Here is a 14708-nt window from a genome sequence, read left to right as displayed (position 1 = left end):
AGACCATGTCCAGCCTTGCCGATGCCTTCAAGCCGCATGAGAAGCTTGCGGCCCAACTGATTCCCCACGCTTGCGGTACCGACGACGGCTCGCATGACATCGCTCATATCCTGCGCGTCTTCCGCAACGCCTTGCGCATCCACGCGGAAGAAGGCGGCAATGGTGCGGTTCTGGCGGCGGCCGTGCTGCTGCATGATTGCGTGTCGGTGGAGAAGAACTCGCCACTGCGCGCCCAGGCTTCGCGTTTGGCTGCTGAAAAGGCATCAGGCATTCTCGCAGGTCTTGGCTGGCAGGCCGACGATGTCGCCGCGGTCGCGCATGCCATCACCACGCATTCCTTCTCCGCCGGCATCACCCCGGAGACGATAGAGGCGAAGATATTGCAGGATGCCGACCGGCTGGATGCCATCGGCGCCATAGGTGTGGCGCGATGCTTCTATATCGGCGGACGGATGAATTCCGGCCTCCACGATGTCGCCGATCCGCGCGCCGAAACGCGCGAGCTTGATGACAAGCGCTTTGCCATCGACCATTTCCCGATCAAGCTCTTCAAGCTGGCCGAAGGCTTCCAGACCCTTACCGGCCGCCGCATGGCCGCCGAGCGGCACGATCGGCTTGTCGCCTTCTACAACGACTTCCTCGAGGAGATCGCCTGATGCGTATCGAAAGCATGCATGTCTATCCGGTGAAGAGCATGCGCGGCATTCCGGTCGAGCGCACCATCCTGACCGCATCCGGGCTGCTGGGCGACCGCCGCTTCATGGTGGTGGACCCGGACGGACAGTTCATCACGCAGCGAGAATGCGCAGCACTGGCGCAGATCCAGGCGCTGCCGCAGGCGGGCTATCTGATGCTGCGCAAGGGAGACGAGGAAGCGATTGTCGCCATCCCGACCGGCCCGCGCATGAAGGTCGCCGTCTGGCGCTCCATCGTCGATGCCGCCGTGGCCGCCGACAGCGTCAATGCGACGCTTTCGCGCTGGATCGGCCGCGACGCCAAACTCGTCTTTGCCGATGCCCAGGCCGAGCGCATCGCCAATCCTGAATGGGCAGGCGACGACGTGCCCATGGGTTTTGCCGATGGCTATCCGGTCCTCGTCACGACGACCGGCTCACTTGCCGCCTTGAATCGTTATCTCAGCGAACAAGGCCAAACGACTGTCGGCATGGAGCGTTTTCGTCCCAACATCGTCATCGATTGCGATGAGGCATGGGCGGAGGACGGCTGGGCGGCGATCGAGATCGGCGGCGTCCGGCTCGATATCGTCAAGCCCTGCGAGCGCTGCGTCATCACCACGCAGGATCAGATGACGGGCGAACAGGGCAGGGGCGACCCGCTGCCGGCGGTGCGGCATCTGCATTTCTCCACCGATCGCCGGGCGCCGGGCCCGATCTTCGGCTGGAACGCCGTTCCACGCGGTCAGGTTGAACTGCATGCGGGCGATCCAGTCAAGGTCGTCGAAAGCCGTAAGGAAATATGGCCGTTCAAGGTGCGGTGAATCGTTTCATCTTTTGCGGGCCACGCAACAAGGCCCGCAAACCGCTCGCGACTGCGAAAGAAGACGCAAATCCGGTGTGCGTCGCAATAAACCAGTATGGCATTTTGGAGATTCAGATTTCTTCAATTATGGCATCCGGAACGAATTTTGTCTTGAAACCGCAATATCCGCAGATGGAAAAAATTTAATTCTAAATTTGTCGAGGGACCCGTTGACGAATGCGGGGCTCGCTCCTACCTTCTGCCCACGCAAATCGGAGTGGTTCGGATGAACCCGTAAACGACTTGCGGGCTGTGCCTCAAGAGGCCAGCAGAGCCGTTCGGAGGAATGTATGGTGTTTGACAACAACGTTCGTGAAGTTCTCTCCTGGCGTGTATCCCGCGTGACGATGATCTCTGGCGCCAAATGTCGCCAGCTTTGCCGAATGTGACCCGGGCCGCCCCGGATCGTCAGCAATTCAGTTCGCAAATGAAGACTTGAGATCAAGCAGCTTTCTGCTGCGGGAGAATACCTATGAACAAGCAGGTTATTGAACACGCCGGTATTCCGGTGGGGATCGTGATTCCCGATGGTGACGCGATGAAGTTCATCGCCGTCAAATTCCCTGTCATCGATCTGGATGGCGCCCGCTATCGCGACGCCGAAGAGGCGCGCCGGGCCATCCGTCGCCATATCGAGAAGAGCCCCGCGACCTATATGTAAGCGGAAGGCAATTCCGATCGTGTCACGCACGAATGCTGAAAAAGGCCGGTCGCCCGAAAGGACGGTCGGCCTTTTGATTTGGATGCCGGGGTCCTGATTGGCAATTTTTGACAATGGATGTAGAATGCTCTTGCAGCAACCATGCGAGGTCTTGCCATGCCCACGATGAACGTATCGCTCACCCCGGAATTCGTCCGCTTCATCGAAGGCGAGGTGGAAAGCGGCGCCTATGCATCCGCCAGCGAAGTCGTGCGGGATGCGCTGCGGCTGTTGCAGACCGGGCGGGAGGAGAGGGCGGCGCGCCTTGAGCGGCTTCGCCAGGAGATCGCGCGTGGAGAGGATGATTTCGCCCATGGCCGCGTTTCGGTCGGTTCCGCACAGGAGATACTTTCCCAGCTTCTTGATCGGACTTGAAGCATGCCTCTCCTGCTGACCGATACGGCCAAGCAAGATATCCGAACGATCCTGAACAGTACGCTTGACGATTTCGGCCAAGTTCAAGCGCAAAGATATGCTGCCCTCATGGACCGATTGTTCGCCCTGATCGAGGAGGCTCCCGAGAGACCCGGCTCGCGGGCTCGTAACAATGTACGGACGGGTTTGCGTTCGATTAACATGTCGGCCCTCTCGGAGAGGCGCCATGGCGCTTCGCACGTCGTCTACTATAGAACCGAATATGGAGACGGAGCCCCAAGGGTAATTGTCATCCGCATCCTCCACGAGCGCATGGACCCGGACCTCCATCTCGGCAGCACGCCGTAGGTTCTATTCCCCGAAAGCAAACACGAACGGCTTCTCTCCGACAAACTCCGCCCCGCGCCCAATCCCCCGCACGGCCTCGATCAGCCGCCCCTCGCGCTGCAGAAGTGCATCGGCGATTTCGATCAGCCGCGTGTTCGGGCTTGCCTGCGGCGACGCCGCCCGCAGGTCGCGGGCAAGCTCCGCGTCATCCAGATCGGGCCGCACGGCAAGTGCCGCAATCAGCGCCGCCGCCGGCGAACGCGACACGCCATACCAGCAATGGATAAGTAGCGGCGCAGACTTGTCCCAGCCGCGCGCGAAGTCGATGATCGCCGCGACATGCTCCTCCTGCGGATGCACCAGCCCCCGCGCCGGGTTCGCGACGTCGTTGACGCCGAGCTTCAGGTGTCGCGCCGCATCAATCACACCGGGGCGGTGGAAGTGCTGGTTTTCGGCGAGCAGCGAGATCATCTCCCGCGCCTTCATCTTCACCGCGATCTCGGCGATGCGCGAGAGGGGAGAGACGGCGATCACTGGCATGAAAGGTCGCTCCTCACTTGCCCCTCATCGCGCAGATCGCCTCGAAGCGCGCGGCAAACAGCGCCTGCGCCTCCATGGCGGGAAGGGGGTCGAGGATCAGCATGTCGGCAGTGATGTCGCGCGGCTGCCCGAAGAACTTGCGCGCTTCCTCCGAGGTGAAGCCGGCGAGAACCGTTGCCTCGAAAAAGGCCGAGACCGTGTCCGCCTTCTTGATTGCGGTTTTCAGCGATCGCGGGGTCTCCGCTGGCAGGCCGAATGCGATATGGATCGCGCTCTCCAGTCGCTTCTCCACCACCTTGTAGCCGCCACCGACCACCGCCTTGAAGGGCGAAATCATGTCGCCGATCACATATTCCGGTGCGTCGTGCAAAAGCGCTGTCAGCAGCTCGTCGGCGCTGGCATTCCTGTTCTGCCGGTGAAAGATCGCCTCGACACAGAGAGAGTGCTGCGCCACCGAAAAGGCATGCGCGCCACGCGTTTGACCGTTCCAGCGTGCCACGCGGGCCAGCCCATGGGCAATATCGATGAGCTCAACGTCAAGCGGAGACGGATCAAGCAGATCGAGCCTGCGGCCAGAAAGCATGCGCTGCCAGGCGCGAACATCCTTCTCCGTGGCCAAGGCTCAATCCTCGCTCTCGGCCGTGATGAATTCGAGACCAGACCATGCGGGAAGCGCAACTGTCACCGGCGTTTCGCCGGCAAGGATCGACACGCCTGCGGCCATGGCGGCGCCGGCGCGGTCGATGCGGATGATGGCAAGACCTTGATCGCCTGCGACCGTGCCGAGAGCCCCGATCGTCTTGCCGCCCGTGCGAATTTCCGTGCCCGTCTCGGGAAGTGCTGCACCGGCCGAAACCGTCACCAGCCGCCGCCGCGCCGTCGAGCGATGCTGCATGCGCGACACGACTTCCTGGCCGACATAACAGCCCTTTTTGAAGGATACGCCGCCGGACTTGTCGAGGAGTATATCGTGCGGGAAGGCATCCTGCAGCGCGAAGTCAGAACCCGCTTCGGGAACCCCGGCCTGCGCCCGCAACGCGTCATAGCCACCGGCAGAGCCCTGGCCGCCGGGCAGGCGATAAAGGTCTATACCGGCCTTGGCGAAGCGGATGTCCTTTGCAGACCCTTCCGGCCGCGGCTCACCCCAGGCGACCGTCGCACCTGTCTCTTCGCGTTTGGCGATCTCGACCTTGGCGCGCAGCTTGTACATGGTGAGACGCTTGTTCAGCGCATCGATCGCGTCGGCGTCCGTCTCGATGAGAAACCCGGTCTCCGACTTCGAGATCATGAAGAAGAACATGATCTTGCCCTGCGGCGTCAGCAGGGCGCCGGGCGCTGCGGCCCCCGGCTCCAGTGTGTCGAGATCGGTGGTGATCAGTCCCTGCAGGAAGTCTGAGGCATCCGGTCCGGAGACCACAAGCCAGCCTCGGGTCGCAAGGAATGCGTGGGCCATGATCAGTTGCCTGACGTGAACTGCTTCAGCTTGCCGTCAGCGGCAATGCCGACGCGGTAGAAATTATAGCTGCCATATTCCTGCATGTCGGCGAAGTCGCCGGCGGTCACCAGACGCATCAGATCGACCTTCTCGGCCTGCGTCAGCGTCTTGATGTCCTTCTGGGTAAAATAGGGCCAGAGATACATATCGTTCGCCGTTCCGGCGCCGACATGGGCATAGCCCGTAGACAGCACGTCGAGCATGATGGAAAGCACTTCCAGCCCGTCGCCGTCGCCAGACATGTCCTTCAGCGCGGACTCAGGATCGGCATTGGCATTGTCGGGGCCAAGATCGGCCTGGTTTGCCTTGAGAAGTGCTGCGACCTTCTTCACATCGCCTGCGGTTGCCGCGTCGATAATCTCCTGGCGGGTCTTCTGCACGGCGGCAGGCGCCTTGGTGATATCGAAGGAGATTTCAACTGGCGCCTTCGCCTTCGCCGCATCCGAAGGGGCATTCGTCGTGGCTGCAGGCTTGTTGTCGGTGGCAGCAGGCGCAGTCGGGGCAGGGGCCGTTGCAGCCGGAGCAGACGCTGCCGGCGGCGTCGCTTGTGCGGCCGGCAGATCGCTCAGCGCATAGGCCGGTGCGCCGATCGCAAGCCAGGCCGGCACGAGTGCGACCGAGAGAGAAGACTTGAGAAAACGGGAATAACGTGTGCGACCGGATGCGATCTGCATGGGGAATGTCCTATCTGAGCTTGGCCATCTGGGAGAGGAAGGCCCTAACGTTTACCGCCGGATTGTTTCTGCTCTATTGCAGGATGCGCTCGGGCGAAAACTCGCCGGCAAGCATCCGCTCGCGCAAGTTCTCCAGCATGGCTTCGGCCCCGGCTTCGCCATGGATGCGCACCGTTTCGCGCATCGCTAGCGCAATGGCTGCATCGGCGATGATTTCCGGCTCGATGCCGTCTGCCATGCCATCAGCCCAGGCTTCGTTCTGATACTCGAGCGCTGCCTGCATTTTTTCATGGACGATCATGTCGTCAAGTTCGGAAAGGCTTTGTTCCATTTCGCAGTCCCTGGCGGAAGGGGTTATTCCTTACCGCTCTCTTAACAACATTAGCAGCCTTTTTCCAATACGACACGGCTTGCCACGAAAAGGGGTGAATAATTCGTTAATTTCCGTAACGCGTCGCTATTTCCGTCGCGAGTGTTGCTCCTTCGTTACGGTAGCGCTCGGCCGTTGTTCGCAATTGCGCACTGCAGGTTGTCTGAATGGCGGAAAAAGTACGATATCCGCGATTGAAGGCTGCGGTGAGCTTTTCCCGCCGCGCGGCCTCGTCCTTCGCGTCGCTGTCGAGCAATTGTCCCATCATCGCCTTCCATTGCGGCTCGCCGTCGCGTTCGCAGAGGTTGCGGATGAAATCGAGGCTACCGAGGATTTCCGCAAGCTGCACGAGCTTGTCGTCATAGGGCGCCTGCTTGAAGGCGGGAGCCGGTTCCTGCTTTTCGGTCTTTATCTGCTGCACCGAGCCCGCCGCAAGAAGGCAGACTGGCTGAAACACAGCAACAAGGGCGATGGCGAAAGAAAAGAACCGCTTCATGAGGCCATCTACAACGCCGAATCATCGATTATTGCAAGTTAATTCTCGAATGTTGCGGCAGTCGAACGCCACACTTCCAGCCGTTGAATACAATCGGCGACACTCTCCGGCACCGCGATGGATGCGATCTCCGCTGCAGAGTACCAGCCTGCCTCCAGCGCGTCGTCCAGCGCCCTGACGCTGCCGCGCTCCGGGCAGTCCACCAGAAAGACCGAGAGGAAATAGCCGCCGCCGCTTTTGCCGGGAAGGTCATATGTTGCAAACAGGCGCGGGTTCTCACCCTTCAAACCAGTTTCCTCTTCCAGTTCCCGCAGCGCCGTTTCATCCGGGCTTTCGCCAGGCTCGGCGCGTCCGCCCGGAAAGGCAAACAGGTCTTGCGCCGGAGGATGGGCGCGGCGGATCAGGAGATAGCGATTGCCATCGATGACGATTGCGGAGGCGGCGGGTTTCAATTGCGTGGTCATGGCTCCTATATTGGAGGTTACGAAGGCAGGGATGCAAGAGCATGTGTGGACGCTATGCGCTGTTGGCAACGGCAGATGAGGTGCTGGAGTTTTTCTCCATCGCGCTAATCGAGGATTTCCCGGCCCGCTTCAACATAGCCCCCACCCAGCCGATTCTCATCGTCATCGAAGGGGAGACCGGTGCGCCCGGCTCCAACATGCCCAGGCGCAAGGCCATGCTCGCCCGCTGGGGCTTCATGCCCGGCTGGGTCAAGGACCCGCGCGAATTTCCGCTTCTGGTCAACGCGCGGTCCGAAACGGCCATCGACAAGGCCTCCTTTCGCGCCGCCATGCGTCATCGCCGCATCCTGATCCCGGCCTCCGGCTTCTATGAATGGCATCGCCCGGACAAGGGATCGAAACAGAAGTCACAGGCCTATTGGGTGCGCCCCAAAAACGGAAAGATCGTCGCCTTCGCCGGCCTGATGGAGACATGGGCCTCCGCCGATGGCTCCGAGGTTGACACCGCCTGCATCCTGACCGCCCCTGCTAACCCGTCCTTCGCGCCGATCCACGACCGCATGCCGGTTGTCATTCCGCCGGAGGAATTTGCGCGCTGGCTCGACTGCAAGACCCAGGAGCCTCGCGATGTCGCTGGCCTCATGGTCAGTCCCCCTGAAGAGCTGTTCGAGGCGATACCCGTCTCCGATCGGGTCAACAAGGTGGCCAATACCGGTCCGGAGATACAGGACAGGGTCGAACCCGGCGCAGATGTGGCGCAACCAAAGCCTCCAAAAGCGAAGGCCGCCAGACGCGAAAGCGACGGCGGCCAGATGGATTTGTTCTAAAATTCAGACGTCCCCCGGCGACAGCCGCGAGGCGAAAGTCAGGCGACCTTGCCGGCCGTCTTGGCGGGCTCTACGCCCTTCTTCTTCGGGTCGTTGGCGCACATCAATGCGGCGGCCAGAACGGCCTTGAGGCCGACCGGCTTGTATTGATCGACCAGATTGATGTTGACGTTGCTCGCGGCCTTGTCAGCCATGGTTGTTTCCTTTGCCCCATTTGGACGTGTTGTTATTGTGAACGTGTCGATATGTTGCGCGCCCTGTCGCCGCAAATTGCGGCGGAAAGACGGCATGTATTCTACGTCAGTTTTCACTTAAGTAAACTGATCGAAATCAAAGCTACATTTCGATCCCGGCGGCAGCTTGACGGAATGAAGGCAAGCGGCAATAAAAGGCGCCATGAAAACGGTTCGCTGCATCATCTGCGGAAAGATTATCGACTAGCGCCTCGCTGGTCCGGCCGTTTTCGTCTCTCGAAAGAAAAGAGCTCAAAACGCCCGGCCAGCCGGGTCGCTCATCTTATTTTTGCCTTTCGGGAGAAGGACATGGCGGATACGCCGACTTTGAAATTCTACAACACGCTCGCCCGCGAAAAGCAGGTTTTCGAGCCCATCGATGCTCAAAACGTGCGGCTCTATGTCTGCGGCCCGACCGTTTACGATTATGCCCATATCGGCAATGCGCGTCCGGCCATCGTCTTCGACGTGCTCTTCCGGCTGCTGCGCCATGTCTATGGGGAAAACCATGTGACTTACGTCCGCAACATCACGGACGTGGACGACAAGATCAACGCGCGGGCGCTCCGCGACTTCCCCGATCTCTCCCTGAACGAGGCGATTCGCCGCGTCACCGAGAAGACCGAGACGCAATATGTTGCCGATGTCGCGACCCTCGGCTGCATCAATCCGACGGTTCAGCCGCGCGCGACAGAGAATATCGGCGGCATGATCGCAATCGCCCAGTCGCTTATCGACCGCGGCCATGCCTATGTCGCAACGGGCGCGGAGGGCAGGGAAGTGCTCTTTTCGGTTCCCTCGATGGAAGCCTATGGCGAGCTGTCCAAACGCAAGCTTGAAGACCAGCAGGCGGGCGCGCGCATTGCGGTGGAAGCGCACAAGAAGAGCCCGGCCGACTTCGTGCTCTGGAAGGAGAGCGCCGCCGACCAGCCCGGCTGGGACGCGACATACACCGTCGATGGCGAAACCGTCTCGATCTACGGCCGCCCCGGCTGGCATATCGAATGCTCCGCCATGTCCGACCGCTTTCTGTGGGAGGAGATCAAGGACGGCCTGTCGCCCAAGGCCAAGGCGCGCCCGCACCAGTTCGACATCCACGGCGGCGGCCTCGACCTCATCTTCCCCCACCACGAAAACGAAATCGCCCAATCCTGCTGCGCCTTCGACACCGGCGTGATGGCCAATATATGGATGCATAACGGCTTCCTGCAGGTCGAGGGCAGGAAGATGTCCAAGTCCGAGGGCAATTTCGTCACCATCAACGAATTGCTGGAAACGGAAAAGTTCGCCGGCCGGAAATGGCCGGGCGAGGTGCTGCGTCTGGCGATGCTGATGACGCATTATCGCGAGCCGATCGATTTCAGTGTGAAGCGGCTGGAGGAGGCGGAAGCCCTGCTCCGGAAGTGGCCCACCGGGCAGGAGCCGCAAGGCGACGCTCATCCCTCCGTTCTCGACGCGCTGTCCGATGACCTGAACACCGTCGCGGCCGTGCAGGCGCTCCACGCCTTGGCGAGTGCCAACGCGCCGGAATTTGGCGCAAGTGCTGCCCTTCTGGGCGTCCTGCCGAAGAAGGTGAGCGTGTCGGACGCGCTTGCCGAAAGCGTCGAAGCCCTCGTCCAGCTTCGGCTGGAAATGCTGAAGGCGAAGAACTTCACTGAGGCCGACCGCCTGCGCGATCAACTGGCGTCTCAAGGCATTCAGCTAAAGGATTCGAAAGATTCAGCAACCGGGGAGCGGGTGACGACATGGGAAGTGAAGCGCTGATTTGCTAAGGTGGCACATTTGGCATATGCTTGGCATATGCCAAATGCTTCGAAGGAGCCGGACATGGGAATGGTCAAGCACGCGAAAGTCTTCAAGAACGGCCGCAACCGGGCGATCCGCATTCCGGTCGAATTCGAGTTTCCCGGTGACGATGTGACGATAACCAAGCAGGGCCGGAGGATCATCATTGAGCCGGTTGAGCCCAGGATGGATTTGCTGGAGTGGTTGAAGACAATCGAGCCCTGGGACGAGGAGTTTCCCGATATCGATGAAGGGCTGCCTCCACCAGATGATGTCGAGCTATGAGCAATGCAGTTTTCATGCTCGATACAAACATGATTTCCGATTTGATCCGCAACCCCGAAGGGGCCGTTCAGCGGAAAGTGGAAAAGTTGGGCGTATATGCCGTTTGCGTCAGCTCTATTGTCGCGTCGGAACTGCGGTTTGGATATTACAAGCGCGGGTCAGATCGTCTGGAGCGGCTCGTGGAAGGAGTGCTTCGCCTGGTCGCTGTTTTGCCCTACGACGATAAGGCGTCGGTTCATTACGCTGATATCCGGCAGGCCCTGCAGGCGCGAGGCAGTGTGATCGGGCCAAATGATCTCTTTATCGCTGCTCATGCCCGCGCTCTCGGCCTGACATTGGTGACCGACAACCTCCGCGAATTCTCCCGCGTCGAAGGCTTGAAAATCGAAAACTGGCTGGAAAGGACCGACAATGACTGAGACCACCCATTCCGGCGGCTGCCAATGCGGGGCGGTGCGGTTCAGCGCCGGCCATCTCGGGCGGCCGTCGATCTGCCATTGCCGCATGTGCCAGAAGGCCTTCGGCTCGTTCTTCGGGGCCTTCGTGACCGCCGATCAGGCGCATCTGACCTGGACGCGCGGCCAGCCGACCTGGTTCCGTTCGTCGAAACAGGTGCATCGCGGCTTCTGCGAGAAATGCGGCACGCCGCTCGTCTATCGCCACCCGGAAGGGATCGAGCTTGCGATCGGGGCGTTCGACCATCCGGAACTTTTCGAGCCGCAGATCCAGGTCAATCATTCAAAGCGCCTGCCGTGGATCGACCGCCTCTTCGACAAGCCGCCGTTCGAAAGCCCCGGCATGACCGAATTCTTCGCCAGCATCGAAAACTGGCAGCATCCCGATCACGACACGGAAAAATGGCCCGAGGACTGACCGATGGCCCCTCCCCAACCCTCCCCACAAGGGGGAGGGGGAGTGACTGCTGTGCCCACCTGCCTTGCGTGGCGCGAGGCGGTGCCACAGATCGTCTCCCCCCTTGTGGGGGAGATGGCCGGCAGGCCAGAGGGGGTTTTCGCCCGAACAACGGAGGAAGTCATGCCTGACACGATCCATACCGGCGGCTGCCAGTGCGGCGCGATCCGCTTTCGCGTCGAGGGCGACCTGAAGGACGCCTCGATCTGCCATTGCCGCATGTGCCAGAAGGCCTTCGGCGGCTTCTATGCGCCGCTCGCCTCCGTGCGCGGCCTGAATTTCCGCTGGACGCGCGGTCAGCCTAAACATTTCCAGTCGTCGAGCGTGGTCCAGCGCGGCTTCTGCGAGGCCTGCGGCACGCCGCTGACCTATGAGGCCCCGGACGGCATGGCCATAGCCATCGGCGCTTTCGATGAGCCCGAACGCATCGTGCCCACCTTGCAATACGGCACGGAGGCGAAGATTTCCTATGTCGATCACCTGCCCGAACTGCCCGGCCATCCGACGGACGACGACCTGTCGAACGCCCCCTTCCTCGCCGATCTGAAATCGTTCCAGCATCCCGATCATGATACGGATGCGTGGCCGGAGGGGCGGTCATGAGCCTTTCCGGCGGCTGTCAGTGTGGCGCGGTGCGCTACCATGTCCGGGGCGTTCTTGAGGGCGCGCATCTCTGCCATTGCCGCATGTGCCAGAAGGCCGCCGGAAACTATTTCATGCCGCTGGCCAGTTCTGCCGAAACGGAATTTGCCGTCACGCGCGGCGAACCGGCGTGGTTTCAATCATCCGGGCCGGTGAAACGCGGCTTCTGCCAGCGCTGCGGCACGCCGCTCTTCTTCAAGACCATCGGCTCCGACACGATTGCGGTCACATTGGGCTCGCTCGACGACCCGTCCGCGGTAGAACCTGAAAGCAACGACGGTGTTGAATCCCGCGTTCGCTTCTTTTCTGCCCTCACGCAAAAGCCGGAGCGGTTAAGCGACCGGTCGGATCTCGAATGCGGACTGGAAACGATCCGCCTCAGCAACCATCAGCATCCCGATCACGATACCGACCAATGGCCTTCAAAGGATACGGCATGACCACCTTCCGCACCCTCTACCCCGAAATCACCCCCTTCGAGACCGGCTTTCTCGACACTGGCGATGGCCACAAGGTCTATTGGGAACGCGTCGGCACCAAGGGCGGCAAGCCAGCCGTGTTTCTTCATGGCGGGCCGGGCGGCGGCTGTGGGCCGAGCCATCGGCGGCTCTTTGACCCGGCGCTCTACGATGTGATCCTCTTCGACCAACGCGGCTGCGGGCGTTCCGCCCCGCATGCCAGCATCGACAACAACACGACCTGGCATCTCGTCGCCGATATCGAGCGGCTGCGGAGCGATATCATGGGCGTTGATCAATGGCTCGTCTTCGGCGGTTCCTGGGGCTCGACGCTGGCGCTGGCCTATGCGGAAACGCATCCGGCCCATGTCAGCGAACTGGTTGTGCGCGGCATCTACACGCTGACCAAGGCCGAGCTCGACTGGTATTACCAGTTCGGCGTCTCGGAAATGTTTCCCGACAAGTGGGAGCGCTTCCTCGCCCCGATCCCGGAAGACGAGCGCCACGAGATGATGGCCGCCTATCGCCGCCGGCTGACCGGGACCAACCGCGAGGAGCAAGTCAAGGCAGCACTCGCCTGGAGCACCTGGGAAGGCCAGACGATCACGCTTCTGCCCGAACCCTCGACATCCGATGCCTTCGCCGACCCGGATTTCGCGCTCGCCTTCGCCCGCATCGAAAACCACTATTTCGTCCATGCCGGCTGGCTCACAGAGGGGCAGCTGCTCAACGATGCGCATAAGCTTCAAGACATTCCCGGCACCATCGTCCACGGCCGCTACGACATGCCGTGCCCGGCGAAATATGCCTGGGCGCTGCACAAGGGCTGGCCGAAGGCGGAGTTCTACCTGATCGAGGGGGCAGGGCACGCCTATTCCGAACCTGGCATTCTCGACCGCCTGATCCGCGCTACTGACAAATATGCAGGAAAAGAGTAAGGAGCCCCGAAATTCGGGAAATGACCATGGCAAAAGAACGCATCTATCTCTTCGACACGACCCTTCGCGACGGGCAGCAGACGCCCGGCGTCGATTTTTCCGTCGAGGACAAGATTGCGATTGCCAACATGCTGGACGCCTTCGGGATGGATTATGTCGAGGGCGGTTATCCGGGCGCGAACCCGACCGACACGGCCTTCTTTTCGAAGAAGCGCACCGGCCGCGCCGGCTTCGTCGCTTTCGGCATGACCAAGCGCGCCGGCGTCTCCGTCTCCAACGATCCGGGCCTCAACGAACTCCTGCGCGCCAAGTCGGACCACATCTGTTTTGTGGGGAAAAGCTGGGACTATCACGTCAAGGTCGCGCTCGGCTGCACGAATGAGGAGAACCTTGAGAGCATCGACCTGTCGGTCAAGGCGGCCATCGACGCCGGCAAGGGCGCGATGATCGATTGCGAGCACTTCTTCGACGGCTACAAGGCGAACCCGGCCTACGCGCTGGCCTGCGCCAAGACCGCTTACGAGGCCGGCGCGCGCTGGATCGTGCTCTGCGACACCAATGGCGGGACGCAGCCTTCGGAAATCCGCGAGATCGTTGCGGCGGTGATCGCGGCCGGCGTGCCCGGCGACAGGCTCGGTATCCATGCGCATAACGACACCGGGCAGGCGGTGGCCAATTCGCTCGCGGCGGTCGAGGCAGGCGTGCGTCAGATCCAGGGCACGCTGAACGGCATCGGCGAGCGCTGCGGCAATGCCAATCTCGTGACCATTATCCCGACGCTGGTGCTGAAGCCCGCCTATAACGAGTGCTTCGAGACCGGCATCGACCGCGAGGCGCTGCAGGGCCTGACCAAGCTCAGCCACGATTTCGATGAACTGCTGAACCGCTCGCCCGAAACGCAGGCGCCCTACGTCGGCTCCTCCGCCTTCGCCACCAAGGCCGGCATCCATGCCTCGGCGCTTCTGAAGGACCCGCGCACCTACGAACATGTCGAGCCCGAAACCGTCGGCAATCTGCGCAAGGTCATGGTCTCCGACCAGGGCGGCAAGTCGAACTTCATCAATGCGCTGAAGCGCCGCGGCATCGACGTCGGCAAGGACGATCCGCGCCTCGACACGCTGATCACCATCGTCAAGGAGCGAGAGGCGACCGGCTATGCCTATGAGGGCGCGGATGCGAGCTTCGAACTGCTGGCGCGGCGCACGCTCGGCTCCGTGCCGGATTTCTTCCGCGTTGAAAGCTTCCGCGTCATGGTCGAACGCCGCTTCGACGCCAATGGCCAGCTGAAGACCGTGTCGGAAGCCGTGGTGAAGACGGTGATCGACGGCGAAACGGTCATGTCGGTCGCCGAAGGCCACGGCCCCGTCAATGCGCTCGACATTGCTATCCGCAAGGATCTCGGCCGCTACCAGCCCGAAATCGCCGATCTCGAACTCGTGGACTACAAGGTCCGCATCCTCAACGGCGGCACCGAAGCCATCACCCGCGTCCTCATCGAATCCTCAGACGACACCGGCGCGCGCTGGTGGACCGTCGGCGTGTCTGACAACATCATCGACGCCTCGTTCCAGGCGCTGATGGATAGTATTGTCTACAAGCTGATGAAGAACCGGGAACTGGCGGGGAAGGTGGCGGCGGAGTGATGCCT

22 protein-coding genes are annotated in these 14708 nt (G+C 61.4%); 14 read left to right on the top strand and 8 right to left on the bottom strand.

The annotated features are described in order from the left end of the window. Window positions 1-5 precede the first annotated feature (5 nt). From ABID16_RS07490 to ABID16_RS07470, 5 genes are all read left to right on the top strand, one after another. Window positions 6-656, top strand: a complete 651-nt coding sequence (locus ABID16_RS07490) for an HD domain-containing protein (protein WP_354555663.1) — start codon at window positions 6-8, stop codon at window positions 654-656. Further along, a complete protein-coding gene (locus tag ABID16_RS07485; protein ID WP_354555662.1) occupies window positions 656-1498 on the top strand; it encodes an MOSC domain-containing protein in 843 nt (280 codons plus the stop codon). Before ABID16_RS07490 ends, ABID16_RS07485 begins: the two co-directional genes overlap by 1 nt. A gap of 513 nt (window positions 1499-2011) precedes the next feature. Further along, the gene (locus ABID16_RS07480; protein WP_112694171.1) at window positions 2012-2200 is read left to right on the top strand and encodes a hypothetical protein; all 189 of its coding nucleotides are present in this window, start codon (window positions 2012-2014) and stop codon (window positions 2198-2200) included. Between the two features lie 156 nt (window positions 2201-2356). Then, the gene (locus ABID16_RS07475; protein WP_354555661.1) at window positions 2357-2614 is read left to right on the top strand and encodes a type II toxin-antitoxin system ParD family antitoxin; all 258 of its coding nucleotides are present in this window, start codon (window positions 2357-2359) and stop codon (window positions 2612-2614) included. Between the two features lie 3 nt (window positions 2615-2617). Further along, a complete protein-coding gene (locus tag ABID16_RS07470; RefSeq protein ID WP_354555660.1) occupies window positions 2618-2962 on the top strand; it encodes a type II toxin-antitoxin system RelE/ParE family toxin in 345 nt (114 codons plus the stop codon). A gap of 3 nt (window positions 2963-2965) precedes the next feature. Here the strand turns inward: ABID16_RS07470 and ABID16_RS07465 are convergent, their stop codons facing one another. The 7 genes from ABID16_RS07465 to ABID16_RS07435 form a co-directional block, all read right to left on the bottom strand. Further along, window positions 2966-3481, bottom strand: a complete 516-nt coding sequence (locus ABID16_RS07465; protein WP_354555659.1) for a tyrosine phosphatase family protein — start codon at window positions 3479-3481, stop codon at window positions 2966-2968. A 13-nt stretch (window positions 3482-3494) separates the two neighbouring features. Next, window positions 3495-4064, bottom strand: a complete 570-nt coding sequence (locus tag ABID16_RS07460; protein WP_354555927.1) for a YfbR-like 5'-deoxynucleotidase — start codon at window positions 4062-4064, stop codon at window positions 3495-3497. A 39-nt stretch (window positions 4065-4103) separates the two neighbouring features. Beyond that, the gene (ygfZ, locus tag ABID16_RS07455) at window positions 4104-4934 is read right to left on the bottom strand and encodes a CAF17-like 4Fe-4S cluster assembly/insertion protein YgfZ (RefSeq protein WP_354555658.1); all 831 of its coding nucleotides are present in this window, start codon (window positions 4932-4934) and stop codon (window positions 4104-4106) included. A gap of 2 nt (window positions 4935-4936) precedes the next feature. Further along, complete coding sequence (locus ABID16_RS07450; protein WP_354555657.1) at window positions 4937-5650, bottom strand: hypothetical protein; 714 nt, start codon at window positions 5648-5650, stop codon at window positions 4937-4939. A gap of 73 nt (window positions 5651-5723) precedes the next feature. Then, the gene (locus ABID16_RS07445) at window positions 5724-5981 is read right to left on the bottom strand and encodes a hypothetical protein (RefSeq protein WP_354555656.1); all 258 of its coding nucleotides are present in this window, start codon (window positions 5979-5981) and stop codon (window positions 5724-5726) included. A gap of 106 nt (window positions 5982-6087) precedes the next feature. Then, a complete protein-coding gene (locus tag ABID16_RS07440) occupies window positions 6088-6516 on the bottom strand; it encodes a TIGR02301 family protein (RefSeq protein ID WP_354555655.1) in 429 nt (142 codons plus the stop codon). Between the two features lie 38 nt (window positions 6517-6554). Further along, window positions 6555-6980 carry an NUDIX hydrolase gene (locus tag ABID16_RS07435; RefSeq protein WP_354555654.1) on the bottom strand — a complete coding sequence of 142 codons (426 nt, stop codon included), beginning with the start codon at window positions 6978-6980 and terminating at the stop codon, window positions 6555-6557. Window positions 6981-7021: 41 nt separating this feature from the next. On the opposite strand from ABID16_RS07435, the gene ABID16_RS07430 reads away from it, so the two are divergent. Next, a complete protein-coding gene (locus ABID16_RS07430; protein ID WP_354555653.1) occupies window positions 7022-7807 on the top strand; it encodes an SOS response-associated peptidase in 786 nt (261 codons plus the stop codon). Window positions 7808-7845: 38 nt separating this feature from the next. On the opposite strand, the gene ABID16_RS07425 is transcribed toward ABID16_RS07430, so the two are convergent. After that, window positions 7846-8001 (bottom strand): hypothetical protein, encoded by a 156-nt coding sequence (locus tag ABID16_RS07425; protein ID WP_354555652.1) that lies wholly within the window; start codon window positions 7999-8001, stop codon window positions 7846-7848. Window positions 8002-8349: 348 nt separating this feature from the next. On the opposite strand from ABID16_RS07425, the gene cysS reads away from it, so the two are divergent. The 8 genes from cysS to cimA all read left to right on the top strand — a co-directional run bounded on the left by cysS (window position 8350) and on the right by cimA (window position 14703). Beyond that, entirely contained in the window at window positions 8350-9804 is a 1455-nt protein-coding gene (gene cysS / locus ABID16_RS07420; RefSeq protein WP_354555651.1) for a cysteine--tRNA ligase, read from the top strand. Between the two features lie 63 nt (window positions 9805-9867). Then, window positions 9868-10110: an antitoxin gene (locus ABID16_RS07415; protein WP_354555650.1), complete on the top strand. Its 243-nt coding sequence runs from the start codon at window positions 9868-9870 to the stop codon at window positions 10108-10110. After that, window positions 10107-10529, top strand: a complete 423-nt coding sequence (locus tag ABID16_RS07410) for a type II toxin-antitoxin system VapC family toxin (RefSeq protein ID WP_354555649.1) — start codon at window positions 10107-10109, stop codon at window positions 10527-10529. Before ABID16_RS07415 ends, ABID16_RS07410 begins: the two co-directional genes overlap by 4 nt. Next, entirely contained in the window at window positions 10522-10983 is a 462-nt protein-coding gene (locus ABID16_RS07405) for a GFA family protein (protein ID WP_354555648.1), read from the top strand. The genes ABID16_RS07410 and ABID16_RS07405 overlap by 8 nt, the downstream gene beginning before the upstream one ends. Before the next feature lie 162 nt (window positions 10984-11145). Continuing rightward, window positions 11146-11625 carry a GFA family protein gene (locus ABID16_RS07400; RefSeq protein ID WP_354555647.1) on the top strand — a complete coding sequence of 160 codons (480 nt, stop codon included), beginning with the start codon at window positions 11146-11148 and terminating at the stop codon, window positions 11623-11625. Then, a complete protein-coding gene (locus ABID16_RS07395) occupies window positions 11622-12104 on the top strand; it encodes a GFA family protein (protein ID WP_354555646.1) in 483 nt (160 codons plus the stop codon). The genes ABID16_RS07400 and ABID16_RS07395 overlap by 4 nt, the downstream gene beginning before the upstream one ends. Further along, a complete protein-coding gene (gene pip, locus ABID16_RS07390; RefSeq protein ID WP_354555645.1) occupies window positions 12101-13060 on the top strand; it encodes a prolyl aminopeptidase in 960 nt (319 codons plus the stop codon). The genes ABID16_RS07395 and pip overlap by 4 nt, the downstream gene beginning before the upstream one ends. A 26-nt stretch (window positions 13061-13086) precedes the next feature. Then, window positions 13087-14703 carry a citramalate synthase gene (gene cimA, locus ABID16_RS07385; RefSeq protein ID WP_354555644.1) on the top strand — a complete coding sequence of 539 codons (1617 nt, stop codon included), beginning with the start codon at window positions 13087-13089 and terminating at the stop codon, window positions 14701-14703. The last annotated feature ends 5 nt before the right edge of the window (window positions 14704-14708 follow it).

The sequence above is a fragment of the Limnomicrobium aquaticum genome (genome assembly GCF_040545545.1).
GTDB lineage: Bacteria > Pseudomonadota > Alphaproteobacteria > Rhizobiales > Rhizobiaceae > Ensifer_A > Ensifer_A aquaticum.
This window is presented reverse-complemented; position numbering and strand designations above follow the sequence as displayed.